This window comes from Agrobacterium sp. BT-220-3 (assembly GCF_025910175.1).
In the GTDB taxonomy this organism is placed as follows: Bacteria; Pseudomonadota; Alphaproteobacteria; order Rhizobiales; family Rhizobiaceae; genus Agrobacterium; species Agrobacterium oryzihabitans.
The window spans coordinates 322767-340581 of sequence record NZ_JAPAIX010000002.1 but is presented as its reverse complement, the minus strand read 5'-3'; the positions used below and the strand labels follow the sequence as shown (position 1 = coordinate 340581).

Below are 17815 nucleotides of genomic sequence, written 5' to 3'. Positions count from 1 at the left end.
CGGTCGCGCCGCAGGCATTGTCTTCTGAACGATCAGGCGACCGCGCGCGGCTTGACGACCGGGCGGGCAGCGGGTTCGACATTGCGCGGCACGCGGCCTTCGACGGGATGGCTCGGATCGTTGAAGCCGGGTGTCGAGGGATGGCCTGTCGTCACAAGGCTGTCGACCAGCGCCTCGTCTTCCGCATCGATCTTCACATCGAGGGCGCGGACGTAGCCGTCCCAATGCTCCTCTGTGCGCGGGCCGGTGATCGCGGCGGTGACGAACTTGTTGTTCAGCACCCAGGCGAGCGCAAAATCCGCTGCCGAAACACCCTTTGATGCGGCGTGCGCTGCAACCTTCTGGGCGATTTCGACCGATTCCGGACGCCATTCCGTTTCCAGAACACGCTTGTCGCCGCGGCCGACGCGGGTATCGGCGCCCGGCTGCTCGCCCGGTTGGTATTTGCCGGTGAGCACCCCACGTGCCAGCGGCGAATAGGAAACGACGCCAAGACCATAATGGTTGGCGGCCGGCAGCTGCTCGGCTTCCGCCGTGCGGTTGACGATGTTGTAAAGCGGTTGGCTGGCGATAGGCCGGTCGATGCCGAGCTGATCGGCCAGATGCGAAATTTCGGCGATACGCCAGCCCCGGAAGTTCGACACGCCGAAATAGCGCAGCTTGCCGGCTCGGATGAGATCGGCAATCGCGCGTACCGGCTCTTCCAGCGGCGCGTCGAAGACCGCGCGGTGGAAATAGAGAATATCGATATAGTCGGTATTGAGACGGCGCAGCGAATTCTCGACTGTTTCGATCACCCATTTGCGCGAATGTCCGCCGAGGTTCGGACCCTTGGTATGGGAATTGACGAATTTCGTCGCCAGAACCCAGTGATCGCGACTGGCCTTGATGCCGCGACCGACGACTTCTTCCGACTTGCCGTCGTGATAGACATCGGCTGTGTCGATGAAATTGATGCCCTGCTCGCGCGCCTTGTCGATGATGCGAAAGGCCACGTCATCCGGCGTCGGGCCTCCGAACATCATCGTGCCGAGGCTCAGCGGTGAAACTTTCAGCGCGCTGCGCCCGAGATAGCGATAGTCGACCATTATGGTTGCTCCTTCAGTTTATTGGGCATGGTGGCAGGCCACGGCGTGGTCCTTGCCGAAAAGGGTGTAATCCGGCGCTTTTTCGCGACAGAGATCGGTGGCGAGCGGGCAGCGGGTGTGAAACCGGCAGCCGGATGGCGGGCCGTGCGGGCTCGGCAGGTCACCGGAAATGGGGGCTGCCTGCTTGCGGCGTGCGGGATCGGGAACGGCTGCGAGAAGCGCACGGGTATAGGGGTGTTTCGGCGAGGCCCAGAGCTCGGCGGTCGGTGCGCTTTCCACGATCTTGCCGAGATACATGACGAGCACGCGGTCGGAAAAATAACGCACGACGGACAGATCGTGGGACACGAAGAGATAGGACAGCGACAGCCGTTTCTTCATCTCCACCAGAAGATTGAGGATCTGCGCCTGTATGGAAAGATCGAGCGCCGAGACAGGCTCGTCGCAGACCACCAGTTCCGGCTCCAGAATGAGCGCGCGGGCAATGCCGATGCGCTGGCGCTGGCCGCCGGAAAATTCATGCGGATAACGGTCGAGTGCGTCAGGCGGCAGGCCCACCTGCGCGACGATGGCCTCGACGATTTGCCCCTGTTGCGCCTTGTCGCCAATGCCGTGCACCTTCAGCGGCCCGGTGAGGATGGTGCGCACCGTCTGGCGCGGATTGAGCGACGCGAAAGGATCCTGGAAAATCATCTGGATGCGGCGGCGGATGCCGCGCAGCTGCGACGACGTCATCGCCGTGACATCGGCGCCCTTGAAGGTGATCCTGCCGGAAGTGGGCTCCACCAGCCGCATCAGCGACTTGCCGAGCGAGGATTTGCCGCAGCCGGATTCACCCACCAGCGCCACGGTCTCGCCCGCCTCGATATCGAGGGAGACGTCATCGACGGCACGCACGGTGCCGCGTCCGCCCGTGTAATGGGTGGACAGGCTATGCACTGACAAGAGCGTCATCGGATACTTCCTTGGATGTGGGAGCAACGAAGGGGCAGGCGGCGTAACGGCCTTGCGAGATTTGCCTCAGCGGCGGCACGAACTGCCCGCAGAAACCGCGGGCGCTCGGACAGCGTGGCCGGAAGGCACAGCCGCGCTCTCCCGTTGCGGAAACGATGGAACCCGGAATTTCGATGAGCGGCCCATCACGATAATGCTGGCCGTCTTCCGCGCGTGGGGAAGCCGCAAGCAGGCCGCGCGTATAGGGGTGGTAGGGGTTGGAGAAAACCGGTTCCGGCAATCCCTCTTCCACCTTGCGGCCTGCATACATGACCATCACCCGGTCGGCCCATTGGGCCACGATGCCGAGATCATGCGTGATGAGGATGACGGCCATGTTGAGATCGCGGCGCAGATTGTCGAGCAATTGCAGGATTTGCGCCTGTATCGTCACGTCGAGCGCGGTCGTCGCCTCGTCGGCGATCAGCAGTTTGGGATTGCAGGCAACGCCGATGGCGATCATCACGCGCTGGCGCATGCCGCCGGAAAGCTGGTGCGGATAATCGTCCACCCGGCGCCGGGCGTCGGGAATATTGACGAGGTCCAGAAGCTCGATAGCGCGTTTGCGCGCCTGATGCCTGTCGATCTTTTCGTGGATGCGCAGCACCTCGATGATCTGTTCGCCGACCGTCAGAACAGGGTTCAGCGACGTCATTGGTTCCTGAAAGATCATGCCGATATCGCGGCCGCGAATGCCGCGCCATTGCCGCTCGGAAAGCGGCAGAAGATCGCGGCCTTCGAGCAGAACACGCCCGCCGGTCTTTGCATGCGACGGCAACAGCCCAATTAGGCCGAGCGCGGTCAGCGATTTGCCCGAGCCGCTTTCGCCGACGATTGCCAGCATCTCGCCGGACTGGACATCGAAGCTGACGCCCTTGACCGGTTGGGCGGAGCCGAAGCTGACGGAGAGATCGTGGACTTCGATCAGTTTGCTCATCGGCGTTCCTCCGAGAAGCGGGGGTTGAGCGCATCGTTGAGGCCATCGCTGATAAGGTTCAGCGAAATGACGGTGAAGACGATGGCGAGGCCGGGAAGGGCGGTCAGATACCAGGCGGTGCGGATGACATCGCGGCCGGAACCGATCATCGAACCCCAGGACACACGGTTTGGGTCGCCAAGGCCCATGAAGGAGAGTGCCGCTTCCATGAGGATCGCACCCGCCACCATGACGGAGGAGGTGACGATGATCGGCGGCAGGGCGTTGGGCAGGATTTCCTGAAACACGATGCGCGCATGGCCATAACCGAGGCTGCGTGCGGCCAGCACATAGTCCTTCTCGCGGATGGCGCGGAATTCGGCGCGAGTCAGGCGTGCAACGAGCGGCCAGGTGATGATGCCGATTGCCGAGGTGACCGTGGTGACTGAGGGCTGGGCGATGGCGACCAGTACCACCAAAAGCACGAAGTTCGGCAATGTCTGGAAGATTTCGATCAGCTTGACGAGAATATCGTCGATGACGCCGCCGAAATAACCGGCGAAAGCGCCGATTGTGATGCCGATCGTCAGCCCGATCAGGGTGGCGACAACACCCACGGTGAGCGAGATGCGCGCGCCGTGCGCGATGCCGGCCAGAACATCCCGGCCCATGGAATCGGTGCCTAGCGGGTAGGCGGCATTCTGCCCCGGCCAGAGGAAGGGACGAGCCACCATTTCCAAGGGATCACCGGGATAGATCAGCGGAGCCAGAAGTGCGGTGACGATGACGGTGGCGAGAAACAAAAGCCCGACGATGGCGTTGGGATTGGTGAGAAAAATCTTCAGTTCCCGCCGCAGGCCGCGCCGCGGCACGGAGAGGGAGCGGGCTGAAAGCGCGTCCGGCGCATGAATATAGGGCCAGACCTTTTCTTCCGGTTTTTTCGGTTTGGGATTGCTCTCTTCAGCGCTGAGTTCGGCCGGGTCGAGAACTGCTGATGTATGGGAGGAATTCATCGGCTTTCTCCGATGCGGGGATCAAGCCATGCCTGCAACAGGTCCACGGCCGCATTGACGATGATGACGACGAGGGAAGAGAGAAGCAGAATGCCGAGCAGCACGCTGAAATCGCGGGCCATGACGGCCTCGAAAGCAAGACGGCCAAGGCCTGGCCAGCTGAAGACGGTCTCAACCACGACCGCGCCGCCCAGCAGGCCGCCAATATGCATGCCGGCCATGGTGGTGATCGGGATGAGCGCATTGCGCAGAATATGGCGTGTGGTCAGCCGGAGCGGTGATACGCCTTTTGCCCGTGCCGTGCGCACGTAGTCCTGGGATTTGACTTCCAGCATCGCCGCGCGGGTAAGGCGGGCATAAATCGCCAGAAAATAAAGCGCCAGCGAAAGGGCGGGGAGAACGATGTAGCGCAGCCTGTCCAGAAGGGCGTCAAGGCCGGTGAGGCTGCTGCCGATGGTGCTGTCGCCGCCAGACGGAAGCCAGCCGAGCTTGACCGAGAAGGTGAGGATAAGCATCAGGCCGATCCAGAAGCCCGGTACGGAATAAAAGATCAGGGAACCTATCGAAATGATCCGGTCCGGCAGCTTTCCGGAAAAGAGCGCCATGATGGAGCCGAGGAACACGCCGACGAAAATCGCAATGCCAAGTGCGGCTCCCATCAGCGCCAGCGTGCCGGGCAACCGCTGGCCGATAAGATCGGCGACCGGCATGCCGTAGCGGGGTGAAAAGCCGAGGCTGAACTGGGCGAGATTGCCGAGATAGTTCATCAGCTGATGCACGACCGGCAGATCCAGCCCGAAGCGGGAGCGGATTTCAGCCATGGTCTCAACCGTCGCCGAACCCGCTTCCGCGGCAAGCACATCGGCCGCATCACCGGGCGCCAGCTGCAGCAGGAAGAAGTTCAGGATGACGATACCGAGAACCGTCGGAATGGCCTGAATGGCGACCCGCCTTGCCTGCGATAAAATCCGTTTCGAATTCGACATCGGCTCCAGTCCGTTAGCGTGGAAAACATGAAATCAGCCCCTGAAGGCGTGGGTATTAGTTGACTAATTTTATGGAATTTGTCAAAGAGTAATGGAATTATTTTCTGAAATTTACGGGAAAATGCGCCATAAAGAAAAGATAATTCCTATTTATGAGAATAGTTGGTGCTTCATGCCAATCTCACTCTCGTCTGCGGAACAAACTTCTTCCCAAGCGCGGCCGTTCAGTTTTGCCGGTTTTTCGCCGGTTCAATTAAGGAGAGGTATCGCATGACTGTTTTCAACCAGACGACGCGGCGCGGATTTTTGCTGGCGTCTGTAGCGCTTGGCGTGGTGTCGCTGCCGGGGCTGAAGCTCAACGCGGCAGAGCCGGCACGCGGTGGCACGGCCACCCTGCTCATCTCATCGGAGCCGCCGGTGCTCACGACGATCGCACATACGGCCTATAATTCCGTCTACATATCGCCCAAGGTCACGGAGGGGCTGCTGACCTATGATTTCGACCTCAATCCTAAGCCGCTACTGGCCAAATCATGGGATGTGAGCGTCGATGGCCTGCGTTACACCTTCAATTTGAGGCCCGGTGTAAAATGGCATGACGGCAAGCCTTTCACATCCGCCGATGTGGCGTTCTCCATCAACACCATCAAGGAAGTGCATCCGCGCGGGCGCAATACCTTCCTGAACCTTACCAGTGTCGAGACCCCGGATGATCTGACGGCGGTGCTGGTTCTTTCCAAGCCTGCGCCGTATCTGATAACGGCGCTCGCCGCCGCCGAAACGCCTATCGTGCCCAAGCATCTTTATGAAGGCACCAAAGTCACCGAAAACCCCATCAACCTCGCGCCTGTCGGCACCGGCCCATTCAAGTTCAAGGAATGGGTGCGCGGCAGCCATATCGTTTTTGAGCGCAATGCCGATTACTGGGATGCGCCGCGTCCCTATCTCGACAAGCTTATTGTCCGCTTCATTCCTGACGCGTCGGCCCGTGCCATCGCAATCGAAACCGGTGAGATCGATCTCGCTCCGAGCACCCCGGTCGCCTATAGCGATCTCGACCGCCTGAAGGAGCTGCCGAGCCTCGGCTTCGAGACGAACGGCTATCAATATTCGAATTCCGTCAGCCGCGTTGAGTTCAATCTCGAAAAGGATGTGTTCAAGGACGTCCGCGTCCGCCGCGCCTTCGCGCATGTGATCGACCGCAACGTCATCTTCAACACGGTCAATTACGGCTATGGCGCGACGATCACCGGGCCGATCAATCCGAAGCTGACGAAATGGTTTGTCGAGGATCTGAAGACCTATCCGATCGATCTGAAGGCGGCCGAAGCGCTGCTGGACGAGGCGGGATACAAGCGCGGTGCGGATGGCACCCGCTTCAAGCTCAACCTGGACTATGTGCCGAGCACCGAAGCCTATCCGCGCGGCGCGGATTATATTCGTCAGGCGCTGGCAAAGGTCGGCGTGGATGTGACGGTACGGACGCAGGATTTCGCCACCTACACGAAGCGCATCTACACGGATCGGGATTTCGATTTTGCCTATGAGGGCATGAGCAATCTCTTCGACCCAACAGTCGGCGTCCAGCGGCTCTACTGGTCGAAGAACTTCAAGAAGGGGGTGCCTTTCTCCAATGGCGCCGCCTACAGCAATCCGAAGGTGGACGCGCTGCTGGAAGCTGCCGCTGTCGAGATCGATCCGGACAAGCGCGTCGCGCAATGGAAGGAAATACAGCAGATTCTCGTCGAAGACGTGCCGGCCATCGACATCGTCGCAGCACCCGAGATTACCATCTTCAACAAGCGCATTGCCGACCACACCATCGGTGCGGAAGGTGTGGCGGGAAGCCTTGCCTTCGCGCATATCGCCGCATCCTGATCTTTTTGCCGAACCCGGTCCGCCTTTGCGGCGGGCCGGGACGTCTCCCTTCCGTCAACAGGCACCGCAGCATCGCTTTCTGGTGTCATCGTTTTCATCGAGGCCAAAGCCATGAGCACGACACTTTCTGAAATCTGGTACACACGCTGCCCGGTGCCCACGCCCGTGGGGCTGGCGGCGCAGCTCGGGTATCTCGCGCAGACCTTCGAGGATGTCGGCATATCGCTGAAATCCATCATCGATTCGCCTGACCGTTCTGTCCGGCAGAGCCATTTCAATCACACGCTGGAATGGTCCTTCCGTCACGGCGGAAATGTGCCGCCCATCCGCGCCCGCTCGGAAGGGCGCAATACGCGGCTCATCGGGGTGACGTGGACGGACGAGTTTCAGGCGATCATCACCCTGCCGGAAACCGGCATCCGCTCGCTTGCCGATCTCGTCGGCCGCCGTTTCGGTGTGCCGCGCAGGCCGGACGGCATTGTCGATTTCATGCGGGCGACGGCGCTGAAGGGCATCGTTTCGGCGCTTTCGCTGGAGGGACTGAAAATCGAAGATATCGAGCTGAAGGATATCGTCATCAAAGATTCCGTACTGGCGACACAGGAGGGACCATCCCTTTTCGGCCTGAAGCGGCGACAATCCTTCGGGGAGGAGATTATTGCGCTGTTGCGCGGTGAGGTCGATGCAATTTTCGTCAAGGGAACCGCCGGCATCGCCGCCGCGAACCTGATCGGCGCCGTGCAGGTGGCAGAATTCGGGTTTCACCCTGACCCGAAGATACGCATCAATTCCGGTTCGCCCCGGGTGCTGACGGTTGACGGACGGCTTGCCGATGAGCGCCCCGACCTGGTGGAGCGGCTGGTTGCCGCCATTGCCAAAGCCTCGCTCTGGGCGGAGCAGCATCCGGAAGAGACCCGCCGTTTCATCGCGCGCGAGGCGGGTGCGACCGAAGAGCAGGTTCTGGCCGCCAATGGCCCGGATGTTCATCGCCATCTTGGCCTCGGCCTCGATGCGGACCTCGTTGCCGCTGTCGGCCACTACAAGGATTTCCTGCATCAATGGGGCTTCCTTGAAAACGACTTCGATCTCGCTGCGTGGATCGATGACCGTTTTGTCGCGGCAAATGAAAGGGCGGTTGCATGAGTGGCGCACTATCGGCCATTCCGCGCCCGGAGCAGCCCGCAAACCCCGTTGCCATCGCAGCCGCCCTTGCCGAAGATTTCAGCTTGACCGCGGCGGACCATGACAAAAGCGGCGAATTCGCCGCCGCCAATTTCGAGGCGCTTTTCAAGTCGGGACTGCTCGGACTGGTGACGGCTGAAAAGGATGGCGGCTGGGGAGAGGGTATGGAAACGGCCCACGCGGTCATTGCGGCCATCGCCAAGGGCGACCCATCGACCGCCCTCATCCTTGCCATGCATTACAGCGTCCACGCCGCCATCCGGCGCGGCAAGTGGCCGGCAGCTCTCGCGGCAAAGGTACTGGCCGCTAATAATAGCGAGCCGGCGCTTCTGAACAATGCACAGGCGGAGCCGGGCATCGGCTCGCCTGCCCATGGCGGCCTGCCGGAAACGACGGCGCGGATAGAGGGCGATGTCTGGGTGGTCAATGGCCGCAAGAGCTTCGTTACCGGCCTGCCGGGGTTGAAATGGGCGATCGTGCTTGCCGCCACGACGGAAGAGACGCCGCGCCTGATCCAGCTTCTGGTCCCGCTCGATGCGCCGGGTATCCGCTCGGAAAAGGCGTGGGAAGCGACCGGCATGTATGCGACCGCCAGCGACGATTTGGTGCTTGAGGAGGTAGGGGTGCCGCTTGCCGATCTCGTTGCCGAACAGCCGGCGGACGAGCCGCTGCGACGCGATGAAGCCGACGGTTATAATTTCTTCGTGCTTTTGGCTTCCGTCTATCACGGTGTTGCGCTTTCGGCGCGTGACGCCCTGTTGCGGCACCTCACGGGCCATGTCCCGGCCAGTCTCGGTGCGCCGCTATCCTCCATTCCACGCATTCAGGAAGGTCTCGGCCAGATCGAGGTGCTGCTTGCTGCGAACAGGCGTCTGCTTCTCTCCGTCGCCCGCGATATCGATGCGGGAGAGAAGGTGGGAACGGATGCGCTGGCCGTTCGCCACGTGGTGATCGACAATGCGGTGGCGGTGACGGATCTGGCGCTGGAGCTTGGCGGCAATCGCGGCCTTCGCCGGGACTACAATCTCGAGCGGCATCATCGCGATGCCATAACGGCAAGGGCGCATGCGCCGCAGAGCCACATGATCCGAACCATCCTCGGCCGCCAGAGCATCAAGGCTGTCGGCGGCTGATCCCAGAAGACATGGGCGGCTTTGTTCGGCAGGCCGCCCATTTTGTCCTCGCCTGCATCAGTCCCGGAGTAGCGGTAAAAGCCTGTCGCCCTGGCTTTCAATCTCCTGGAGATAGGGCGTGTCGGAAAGCACGAAATGGGTAATGCCAAGCGCACGGTATTTGCGCAGCGATGCGGCGACATCTTCCGCCGAACCGACGAGCCATGTCGTTGCGGCACCGCCGCCACCGAATTTGCCGGGTGCGGTGTAGAGATTATCGTCCAGCACATCGCTCTGCCTGTGCAGATCCAGCAGGCGGCGCTGGCCGACCGCGACCCCTTGCAGATGATCGTTCCAGCGCACGCCATTGTTCGCAGCCATCTCGGCCACCTTCGCCTCCGCATCGCGCCACGCCTCGGCGGTCGTTTCACGTACCAGTGTGGTGATCCGCAGGCCGAATTGCAGCGGAGGCAGGTCGCGGCCGAGCGTTTCACTGAAATGCCTGAGACGTTCGATCCGTTCGCGCACGCCAGCAAGCGGTTCACCCCAGAAGAGCTGCACATCGGCTTCGGTTGCGGCAACCTGTTCGGCAGCCTCGGACGCGCCGCCGAAATAAAGCTTGGGATGTGGCCGGCCGGTGCGTTCAGCGATGCGCGGCGAGACGGTGGAGTTCCTGACCCGGAAATGGTCACCATCGAAAGTGACGTTTTCCTCGGTCCAGAGCCGTCGCACCAGCCGCATGAACTCCTTCGTGCGCGCATAACGCTGCGCCTGATCGCCTTCCTCATCGCCATAGGCTCCAAGCTCGTCCCGACCCGAGACGACATTGATCCGCACCCGGCCGCCGGAAAGCTGATCGAGCGTGGCAGCGGCCGATGCAAGATTGGCCGGCTTCCAGTAGCCGGGGCGGATGGCGATCAGCGGCTCGAATGTGATGGTACGCGCCGCAAGCGCTGCCGCTACCGTGAACGTGTCGGGCCGGCCCCAGCCGGTGCCAAGCAATGCGCCTTTCCAGCCATGATTTTCCAGCGCCGTCGCGTGGCTGGTCAATGTATTGAGACTATTATGGTTTTCGCTGACGGCATCGCCGCGATGGCCGGGTTTGACGTCATTGGGGATGTACCAGAGAAATTCGCTCGTGCTGCTCACATTATCCGCCTGAATTTTCGTTTTATGTCGCGGTGGAATGGCCCTGCCGAGGCTCGGCATTTGCCATTTCAGGGTTCGGGAGATTGAGGTCTCCGATAGTGCGAGAATGGCAAACCGGCGGCGGTCCGGCCAAGCAGCAGCGTTTCTTTTGGAAAGCGGCAGAGGAAAAGCTTTCCGCGCGGCTCATTCAATTAGAACATATTTTCTATGGAAAATATTTTAGGCAATGATTCCTCTGGTGCGGCGCTAAAGCTGCTACGTAGAACGTATTTTTCGTGTGATAGGAATTGTCTGGATCGATTTTTCCTGAGTTCGGAAAAGCTGAGTAAGGCAATAGTCGACTAAAATCGGGAAATTCACCATTCTTGGTCCACCCCGCCCGCAAACCACGGAGTAGGCATGTGTACCACCTTGATCGTCCCCGGCCTCAACGGTTCGGATGAGGGGCATTGGCAGCGGCACTGGCTGCTGGAGGATTCTCAGGCGCAGCTGGTTGATCAGGAGAATTGGGAATGCCCCGTTCTTGAAGACTGGCTTGAGCGTCTGGAAGCGGCGCTTGCTGCAACCGAAAACGCCTATATTGTCGCCCATAGTCTCGGTTGCCTGCTTGCCGCCAATATGGCGACACGTGCCGTGGCCGGCAAAATCAGGGGCGCGCTTCTGGTGGCCCCCGCCCATCTTGATCGGGTGGAGGCGATGCACCCATGCATCGTAAGGTTCGGTGCATTTCCTCAGGCGCCGCTCACCTTCCCCAGTCTCGTCGTGGGTAGCATGAACGACCCCTATATGAGCCCGGACGAGTTAGCCCGCACCGCTGCTGACTGGGGAAGCGATGTCGTCAATCTTGGCGCCGTCGGACATATCAATATCGCCGCCGGTTTCGGCCGGTGGCCCGAGGGCTATGCTCTTTTCGAACGCCTGAAAGCGGCGTCCGAAATCACGGCCAGCAGATCGAGGAAGCGCGGGTTGCCGGCGCTGCGCGGTGCGCTGCTGCAGGGGGATGCCGGCGCTCCATAGCTTTCCCATTCGCAATGCATGCGCTTCGGGCGTCAGCACCATTTGTGGCGCTATACAACCCATGAGGGCTTTTGGGCTAAATTTTTCTTATAAAATTTTGAATCTCACCTTTTGATTGTTTTTGAGTGACTGTATTTATTTTCTACAGAAAATATGAAAAAGCGTTTCTTCGCTCCATCAGGTTTTGTTGTCACCTTTTATCGGTCATCAAATCAGGAAGGGGTAAGGAAATGTCCAGGATCAAGCTTGTAACGTCGGCTATCGGCGGATTGTTGTTGTCGACGGTGTCGTTGGCCGCAGCCGGGGCGTCGGAAGCGCTGGTTACGGCCGACTGGCTGAAGGAAAATCTCGACAATCCGAAAGTGCGGGTCTTTGAGGTAAGCGTCGATACCGGCGTCTATGAGCGCGGGCATATTCCCGGCGCGGTGAACCTCAACTGGCATACGGATCTCGTGGACAAGGAAAAGCGCGACATTGCGGCCCGCGAGAATTTCCAGTCCCTTTTGCAGAAGGCCGGTGTGGGCGACGATACTACGATCGTTTTGTATGGCGACAATAATAACTGGTTTGCCGCCTGGGGAGCCTGGATTTTCGAAACCTACGGCCTTGGCGACCGGGTGAAGCTTCTTGATGGAGGCCGCAAGCTGTGGGAGGCGCATGGCCTGCCTTTAGACACATCCGCGCCGGCAACGGTCGAGACGAAACTGAAGCTCGGTGAGCCCGACACGGCGGTCCGGGCGAGGTTCGTGGATGTTGTCGCGGTGGCCGAGGGTAAGCACAACATCAAGCTGGTGGATATCCGCTCTGCAGATGAATATTCGGGCAAGATTTTTGCGCCTGATGGCGTCAAGGAATTGTCCGTCCGGGCCGGCCATATTCCCGGCGCCGTCAACGTTCCATGGGGCACCATCGTCAACAAGGACGGAACCTTCAAACCGGCAGACGAGATCAAGACCATTTATGCCGAAAAGGGCATCGACGGTTCGACGCCCGTCATCACCTATTGCCGCATCGGCGAGCGCTCCAGCCACACATGGTTCGCGCTGAAGAAAATACTCGGCTACGACGTCCGTAACTATGACGGGTCATGGACCGAATACGGAAATGCGGTTGGTGTTCCGATCAGCAACCCGACCGGCACGGTCTGGACCGGAAAATAAGCCGCAGGCGTCTTTATTCTTCTGGCCGGTGCGCCGACATGGCGCGCCGGCATTTGTTCTTCCGAGATCCCGGTATTTCATGCATTCGATTACTCTCCGTTTCGCGGCACTCGCCATTTTATCTGCGCTGGCTGCCGCGACCTATCCGCTCGGGGCGCTTGAAAATGGCAGGCAGCTTGCGTTCTCGCTGCTGGCCGGTGCCGCTTTCGGCATCGTGATGCAGCGTGGGCGCTTCTGCTTTCTCTGCAATTTTCGTGATTTCATCGACAACAGGCGCTCGGACGGTGTTGTTTCAATCCTTGTCGCGCTTCTGGCTGGCGTGGTGTTTTACCAGATCGTCACCATGGCCTGGATGCCGGTTCCGCAGCCCGGTCGCCTGCCGCCAAATGCACATATTGGCCCGGTCGGCTGGATTCTGGCGGTTGCGTCGACTGTCTTCGGGGTGGGTGCGGCCTTGTCCGGTTCCTGCCTGTCCGGACATTTCTACCGGCTGGGCGAAGGGGCTTTTGGGTCGGTGCTTGCCATAGTCGGTGCTGGTTTCGGTTTTCTGCTGGCATTTCTCAGCTGGAATTTTCTCTACACGCTTACCGTTTTCGACGATCTTCCCGTCTGGTTACCACACCATCTGGGATATGGCTCGGCGCTGTTGGTTGCCTGCGCTCTATTGGCCATCCTTATTATCGTTGTGCTCTTTTTAGATAAGGCAGCGCCCGGTCTTTCGGCTGCGATCCTGGCAAGTCGGCTGCATCAGGCATTTCGCAGCATTTTCGTCGAACGCTGGCCTCCGGTCGTCACGGGGGTGCTTGTGGCGGCCATCAGCGCCTTTTCCTATTTCCGCGTGGCACCTCTCGGGGTAACGGCCGAACTCGGCAGCATCGTCAGAACAGCCGGGGCTTCGGCAGGTTGGGTACCTGAGACGCTTGCGGGCCTTGATACGGTCCGGGGATGCATCAGCGCCATTAAAACGACGATCCTGTCGCCAAATGGCGTCTTCGTTGGCGGGTTGATTGTTGCGAGCTTTGCATCCGCTCTTTCTGCCGGAAAATTTCAGCCGTCCTGGCCTTCCGCCGGCGGTCTTGCGACACGTTTTGCCGGTGGCGTGCTGATGGGCTGGGGAGGGATGACAGCGCTGGGCTGCACCATAGGTGTGCTGCTGTCGGGCATTCATGCGGGTGCGCTGTCGGGCTGGGTATTTCTGGTTTTTTGTGGTTTCGGCGCCTTTGCGGGGCTCCTTTTCAAACGCCGTTTTGCATGGCCGTGAAGGTCAGCCGTCGAAATTCTCGGCCAGTTTGCCCGCACGTACGCCATCATCCCCTTTTTGGCGGTTCGGAACGGAATTTTTCCCGCTGCGGCAGCCTTAGTCCACAATTGTCGATGGTCCGCCAATTATAGAATAGTAATTTTATGGGAAATATTGACCATTTTGGGCGCTGGCCGGAGGATAGAGCAAGTGGACCAAAGGAGGCGCACATGCCGCAGGGATTTCATGCGTTTACTTTCAGTCTGTTCGGTTTGACGCGGCGACGTTCGCGCGAAGATGAACAGGGCAACCTTCATCCGCTGGATCATTCCGGGCGCTTCAGGCAGGACAAAAGCGATCTTGAACTTGAACGGGAAGAGATCTGCGAAATGAATTTCGCGATGCTCGGCCTCTATCCTGTCCTGTGACGCGCGGGAAGATTGTTCGCCCCTTCGTCGCTTCCGGGTCTTTCCGTGGAGATAAACTCTCCTCCCGGCACGGAAATTGGAACAAAATTTCTTAAAGGCATCGGGGAATTGGCTACCCTTTTATCATCAAGCCGCATTGCCCGATGGGCGGATTGCAAAGGACCTGTCGATGAGCAAAGCTGAAAAACAACTCGATTTTCTGTGGTTCATACCCACCTCGGGAGACGGCAGCTATCTTGGCTCCGACGATCTGTCGCGTCCCGCCGATCCTGGCTATCTCCGGGAAATAGCGCAGGCTGCGGATCGTCTGGGTTACTCCGGCGTGCTTATTCCCACCGGCGTCGCCTGCGAGGAATCCTTCATCCTTGCGGCCAATCTCGCCGCCTATACCGAGAACCTGAAATTCCTCGTCGCCATCCGTCCGGGCGTCGCCTCGCCGGCCTATTATGCGCGCTTGGCCTCCACGCTCGACCGCGTTTCCCATGGCCGGCTGCTTCTCAACATCGTCGTTGGTGGTAGCGCGCAGGAACTGGCCGGTGATGGCATTTTCCTGCCCCATGACGAGCGTTATGATCATGCCGACGAATTCTTCCAGGTCTTCAATTCGCTGATCGAAACCGGCAAGGCGGATCTCGACGGCAAATACATCAAGGCGCAGGGCGCGAAGCTAGGCCTGCCGCCGGTGCAGGAACCGCGCCCGCCGCTTTATTTCGGCGGTTCTTCCGATGCCGGTATCGAGTTCTCGGCCGGTATTACCGACAAATATCTGACCTGGGGGGAGCCGCCGGCACAGGTGGCTGAAAAAATCACCAAGGTTCGCGCCGCCGCCGCGAAAAAGGGACGGAAGGTGACATTCGGCATTCGCCTGCATTTCATCGTGCGTGAAACCGACGAGGAAGCCTGGGCCGATGCAGACAGGCTCATTTCAAAGCTGTCCGACGAAACCATCGCTTCGGCGCAGGAGGCCTTCTCCAAGGCGTCGGATTCGGTAGGGCAGGCCAGAATGCAGGCGCTGCACAATGGCCGGCGTGACAGGCTGGAAGTCTCTCCCAATTTGTGGGCGGGCATCGGTCTTGTCCGCTCAGGCGCGGGCACGGCGCTGGTCGGTTCGCCGAAGACAGTTGCCGCGCGGCTCCGGGAATATCAGGCGCTGGGCATCGATACCGTCATCGCATCGGGTTATCCGCATCTGGAAGAAGCCTATCGGTTATCCGAATTGCTGTTTCCCGAAATCGGGCTTGAAGGCCCGCGCAATCAGATCCGTTCCTCCTTCGGTGCGAAACAGGTTTTCGGGGGCGGCGGCCACGGCGGAAACGTCAAGCTGGTGTCCGGATCCTGATCCATCATCGGGAGGCGGTTGTGCCGTCTCCCCTTGTCAGTTTGGGAAGGCATTCACGCGGCGTCGTCTCCCATGGCAGAGGGAAAGGCACATAAAACATTATTTCTATAGAATATTATGATTATGGAAAACGATGCCTATTTCACACCCCGCCGACGCTGTTAGCTATTGAACAATTCAGCTGTTTTCAGGAGCCCCCGATGACATTGCAATATGCGGCAAAGGATCAACAATTCATCAATCTCCGCGATCCCGTCTCCGGCAGGGCGCCGGATGCCGACAGCCTGAAGGCCGCACTCAGAACGCTGGGCGGTGGCGTCAGCGTCATCACGGCAGGCGAGGGTGATGCGCGCACGGGCGCTACGGTGACATCCGCCACCGCCCTGTCGGTCGATCCGCCGAGAATCCTGGTCGCGCTCAACCGCTCCTCATCCACATGGCCCGTGGTGGAGCGTTTCGGTCATCTCGCGGTGAACATTATCGGCCAGAACCATCAGTTCGTCGCCAACCAGTTTGCCGGCATTGGCGGCCTGAAAGGCGAAGAGCGTTATCGCGGCGCCGAATGGACCCGGCTGGCGAGCGGCGCGCCTATTCTCGAGGATGCCGTTGCCGCGATCGATTGCACCATCGAAGAGGCTATCGAGCGGCACAGCCACGTCATCGTCATCGGCAAGGTCGAGGCGATCCGCCTCGGCTCCGGCCATTCGCTGGTCTACCAAAACGGCCGTTATCATTCGCTGGACTGAGCGCCGGCCTTTCCGGCGCTTTCACGCGGTCATTCTTTTTGAGGGAGTTGAGCATGGGATCCGTCACGCCACTCGGCGAAAGAATTCGTTTCGTGTCTCCGCGTCTTGGCGCGGATGGCGATGTGCTGACCGTCGCCCGTACGATCGCTGAAAAATGCGCCGTGGAAACGCCGGGCCAAATCCATGCGCGGATAGCCCGCTCCGGCCTTCTCGCCCTCTCCGTTCCGAATGAACTGGGCGGGGCGGATATAACCAACGACATTCTCTCGCAGGCGCTTTCGATCATTTCCGCGGCCGATGTGGCGGCTGCGCATGATCTCGTCGAACATTTCACCGCACTTGAATTCATCAGAAATGCCGGAAGCGAGGAGCAGCGCAAGGCTCTATTCGCCCGCCTCGATCTTGGCGAGACCTTTGCGCTTGCATCGTCTGATGCCGGCGTGGATCAGGCGGTTCTGGTGACTGGCGATGACTATGCCTTGCGGCTTCCCGATGATGCCGCGCGATCGGTCACCGCCGATGCGGACTGGATCGTCGTTCCGGCCGTTAACACGGCCGGGCAGGCACTGCTCGTTGTCCTGCGCAATCGTCCCAATACGTCATGGGACGGCCTGTTGCGCGCCGATCAGGTAGCATTCCTTGCCCAAGGGGCCGGAAATCTTGCCGCCTCCGTTTCCACGCTCCTGAAGGCCGCCGTGGCCCTGGGCGAAAAACAGCGTGAGCTATCAGCGCTCCTGATTGACCGATTGGCCGACGACGGCGGTACTCGGCCCGTCATCGGCGAAGTGTTTCTCGCCATTGAATTGCTGAAAGCGCAAATCTCCCGGCTTGCGGCCAATATCGATGCGGCGCAGGTGGGCGCGGAAAACGTCACCTTTCGTTCCGTCAGGAACAATGCCATCACGCTGGAAATCCTGATGGCGCGCCTCGGCCTTATTGACGGCGTAAGCGAGCCCGGGCTGATCGCCTCTCTCGGCGACGAGCTGCGCCGGCAGTAAGCGACGCTTATTTGCCAGCGGGAATCGAACGCGTGTCCTGACCGTCTTTTGCGACGAACTGTGCGAGCGTCATATTGTCCAGGATTGTTGCGATTGCGTCCCGCACGTCCGTCATCGAAACCCTGACCTGACAGGTCTCGGGATCATCACAGTCGTCGCAGGCTTCAAAAGCGGTGCGGCTGGCACAGCGAATGGGGGCCAAAGGCCCGTCCAGCGTGCGGATGACCTGGCCGATCATGATTTCCGACGGCATTTTCGACAGCGAATAACCGCCATTCGGTCCCTTCTTAGAGCGCAGGATGCCGCTGTTGCGCAGCTCGAGAAGGATAGTATCCAGAAATTTTTTCGGAATATTGTTACGGGTCGCAATCTCGGTCACGAAGGCGGTCTCGCCCTGGGGCAACCGCGCCAGATCGACAAGAGCCTTTAACCCGTATTTGCCTTTTTTGGTCAGCATCGCATGATCCGAAAAGAGAGCCGGCATAGTCTGGAATGCCGGATCATGTTGTTCTCAACTTACTAAGTAGTTTTTACCGAATTCCGGCGCAAGCCCGTTTCGTCCCGGCACCG

General features: G+C 59.9%; 17 protein-coding genes. 10 read left to right on the top strand and 7 right to left on the bottom strand.

The window, feature by feature from the left end; genetic code table 11:
* Window positions 1-32 precede the first annotated feature (32 nt).
* From OK142_RS08090 to OK142_RS08070, 5 genes are read right to left on the bottom strand one after another with little or no spacing between them, the layout of a single operon-like run.
* Window positions 33-1088: an aldo/keto reductase gene (locus OK142_RS08090; protein ID WP_137038994.1), complete on the bottom strand. Its 1056-nt coding sequence runs from the start codon at window positions 1086-1088 to the stop codon at window positions 33-35.
* Between the two features lie 18 nt (window positions 1089-1106).
* Window positions 1107-2042, bottom strand: a complete 936-nt coding sequence (locus OK142_RS08085) for an ABC transporter ATP-binding protein (RefSeq protein WP_498682067.1) — start codon at window positions 2040-2042, stop codon at window positions 1107-1109.
* Complete coding sequence (locus OK142_RS08080; RefSeq protein ID WP_003500390.1) at window positions 2020-3018, bottom strand: ABC transporter ATP-binding protein; 999 nt, start codon at window positions 3016-3018, stop codon at window positions 2020-2022. Before OK142_RS08080 ends, OK142_RS08085 begins: the two co-directional genes overlap by 23 nt.
* Window positions 3015-4010: an ABC transporter permease gene (locus OK142_RS08075; RefSeq protein ID WP_498682063.1), complete on the bottom strand. Its 996-nt coding sequence runs from the start codon at window positions 4008-4010 to the stop codon at window positions 3015-3017. The genes OK142_RS08080 and OK142_RS08075 overlap by 4 nt, the downstream gene beginning before the upstream one ends.
* Entirely contained in the window at window positions 4007-4996 is a 990-nt protein-coding gene (locus OK142_RS08070; RefSeq protein WP_003500392.1) for an ABC transporter permease, read from the bottom strand. The genes OK142_RS08075 and OK142_RS08070 overlap by 4 nt, the downstream gene beginning before the upstream one ends.
* Before the next feature lie 270 nt (window positions 4997-5266).
* Here OK142_RS08070 and OK142_RS08065 point away from each other — a divergent pair, with 270 nt between their 5' ends.
* The 3 genes from OK142_RS08065 to OK142_RS08055 all read left to right on the top strand — a co-directional run bounded on the left by OK142_RS08065 (window position 5267) and on the right by OK142_RS08055 (window position 9189).
* On the top strand, window positions 5267-6874 hold the full coding sequence (locus tag OK142_RS08065) for an ABC transporter substrate-binding protein (RefSeq protein WP_498682060.1): 1608 nt from the start codon (window positions 5267-5269) through the stop codon (window positions 6872-6874).
* A 111-nt stretch (window positions 6875-6985) separates the two neighbouring features.
* Window positions 6986-8017: an ABC transporter substrate-binding protein gene (locus OK142_RS08060; RefSeq protein ID WP_498682058.1), complete on the top strand. Its 1032-nt coding sequence runs from the start codon at window positions 6986-6988 to the stop codon at window positions 8015-8017.
* On the top strand, window positions 8014-9189 hold the full coding sequence (locus OK142_RS08055; protein ID WP_498682056.1) for an acyl-CoA dehydrogenase family protein: 1176 nt from the start codon (window positions 8014-8016) through the stop codon (window positions 9187-9189). The genes OK142_RS08060 and OK142_RS08055 overlap by 4 nt, the downstream gene beginning before the upstream one ends.
* A 57-nt stretch (window positions 9190-9246) precedes the next feature.
* On the opposite strand, the gene OK142_RS08050 is transcribed toward OK142_RS08055, so the two are convergent.
* On the bottom strand, window positions 9247-10317 hold the full coding sequence (locus OK142_RS08050) for an LLM class flavin-dependent oxidoreductase (RefSeq protein WP_498682054.1): 1071 nt from the start codon (window positions 10315-10317) through the stop codon (window positions 9247-9249).
* Between the two features lie 399 nt (window positions 10318-10716).
* On the opposite strand from OK142_RS08050, the gene OK142_RS08045 reads away from it, so the two are divergent.
* The 7 genes from OK142_RS08045 to OK142_RS08015 all read left to right on the top strand — a co-directional run bounded on the left by OK142_RS08045 (window position 10717) and on the right by OK142_RS08015 (window position 17245).
* Window positions 10717-11334, top strand: coding sequence for an alpha/beta hydrolase (locus OK142_RS08045; protein WP_498682052.1), 618 nt, complete (start codon window positions 10717-10719; stop codon window positions 11332-11334).
* A 230-nt stretch (window positions 11335-11564) separates the two neighbouring features.
* On the top strand, window positions 11565-12494 hold the full coding sequence (locus OK142_RS08040; protein ID WP_498682051.1) for a sulfurtransferase: 930 nt from the start codon (window positions 11565-11567) through the stop codon (window positions 12492-12494).
* Between the two features lie 79 nt (window positions 12495-12573).
* On the top strand, window positions 12574-13755 hold the full coding sequence (locus OK142_RS08035) for a YeeE/YedE family protein (protein WP_498682049.1): 1182 nt from the start codon (window positions 12574-12576) through the stop codon (window positions 13753-13755).
* A gap of 209 nt (window positions 13756-13964) precedes the next feature.
* On the top strand, window positions 13965-14162 hold the full coding sequence (locus tag OK142_RS08030) for a hypothetical protein (protein WP_137038983.1): 198 nt from the start codon (window positions 13965-13967) through the stop codon (window positions 14160-14162).
* A gap of 169 nt (window positions 14163-14331) precedes the next feature.
* Entirely contained in the window at window positions 14332-15501 is a 1170-nt protein-coding gene (gene ssuD / locus OK142_RS08025; RefSeq protein WP_498682047.1) for an FMNH2-dependent alkanesulfonate monooxygenase, read from the top strand.
* Between the two features lie 200 nt (window positions 15502-15701).
* Window positions 15702-16247 carry a flavin reductase family protein gene (locus OK142_RS08020; RefSeq protein WP_003500407.1) on the top strand — a complete coding sequence of 182 codons (546 nt, stop codon included), beginning with the start codon at window positions 15702-15704 and terminating at the stop codon, window positions 16245-16247.
* Window positions 16248-16300: 53 nt separating this feature from the next.
* Window positions 16301-17245: an acyl-CoA dehydrogenase family protein gene (locus OK142_RS08015; protein WP_498682046.1), complete on the top strand. Its 945-nt coding sequence runs from the start codon at window positions 16301-16303 to the stop codon at window positions 17243-17245.
* Window positions 17246-17252: 7 nt separating this feature from the next.
* On the opposite strand, the gene OK142_RS08010 is transcribed toward OK142_RS08015, so the two are convergent.
* Window positions 17253-17702: an RrF2 family transcriptional regulator gene (locus OK142_RS08010; RefSeq protein WP_035243600.1), complete on the bottom strand. Its 450-nt coding sequence runs from the start codon at window positions 17700-17702 to the stop codon at window positions 17253-17255.
* Window positions 17703-17815 lie beyond the last annotated feature (113 nt).

Excerpts from the sequence above, each read along its gene's own strand:
- OK142_RS08070 (WP_003500392.1), bottom strand. The coding sequence starts at position 4,996 with ATGTCGAATTCGAAACGGATTTTATCGCAGGCAAGGCGGGTCGCCATT.
- OK142_RS08030 (WP_137038983.1), top strand. The coding sequence starts at position 13,965 with ATGCCGCAGGGATTTCATGCGTTTACTTTCAGTCTGTTCGGTTTGACG.
- OK142_RS08085 (WP_498682067.1), bottom strand. The coding sequence starts at position 2,042 with ATGACGCTCTTGTCAGTGCATAGCCTGTCCACCCATTACACGGGCGGA.
- OK142_RS08045 (WP_498682052.1), top strand. The coding sequence starts at position 10,717 with ATGTGTACCACCTTGATCGTCCCCGGCCTCAACGGTTCGGATGAGGGG.
- OK142_RS08015 (WP_498682046.1), top strand. The coding sequence starts at position 16,301 with ATGGGATCCGTCACGCCACTCGGCGAAAGAATTCGTTTCGTGTCTCCG.
- ssuD (WP_498682047.1), top strand. The coding sequence starts at position 14,332 with ATGAGCAAAGCTGAAAAACAACTCGATTTTCTGTGGTTCATACCCACC.
- OK142_RS08080 (WP_003500390.1), bottom strand. The coding sequence starts at position 3,018 with ATGAGCAAACTGATCGAAGTCCACGATCTCTCCGTCAGCTTCGGCTCC.
- OK142_RS08035 (WP_498682049.1), top strand. The coding sequence starts at position 12,574 with ATGCATTCGATTACTCTCCGTTTCGCGGCACTCGCCATTTTATCTGCG.
- OK142_RS08075 (WP_498682063.1), bottom strand. The coding sequence starts at position 4,010 with ATGAATTCCTCCCATACATCAGCAGTTCTCGACCCGGCCGAACTCAGC.
- OK142_RS08055 (WP_498682056.1), top strand. The coding sequence starts at position 8,014 with ATGAGTGGCGCACTATCGGCCATTCCGCGCCCGGAGCAGCCCGCAAAC.
- OK142_RS08010 (WP_035243600.1), bottom strand. The coding sequence starts at position 17,702 with ATGCTGACCAAAAAAGGCAAATACGGGTTAAAGGCTCTTGTCGATCTG.
- OK142_RS08060 (WP_498682058.1), top strand. The coding sequence starts at position 6,986 with ATGAGCACGACACTTTCTGAAATCTGGTACACACGCTGCCCGGTGCCC.
- OK142_RS08065 (WP_498682060.1), top strand. The coding sequence starts at position 5,267 with ATGACTGTTTTCAACCAGACGACGCGGCGCGGATTTTTGCTGGCGTCT.
- OK142_RS08020 (WP_003500407.1), top strand. The coding sequence starts at position 15,702 with ATGACATTGCAATATGCGGCAAAGGATCAACAATTCATCAATCTCCGC.
- OK142_RS08040 (WP_498682051.1), top strand. The coding sequence starts at position 11,565 with ATGTCCAGGATCAAGCTTGTAACGTCGGCTATCGGCGGATTGTTGTTG.
- OK142_RS08090 (WP_137038994.1), bottom strand. The coding sequence starts at position 1,088 with ATGGTCGACTATCGCTATCTCGGGCGCAGCGCGCTGAAAGTTTCACCG.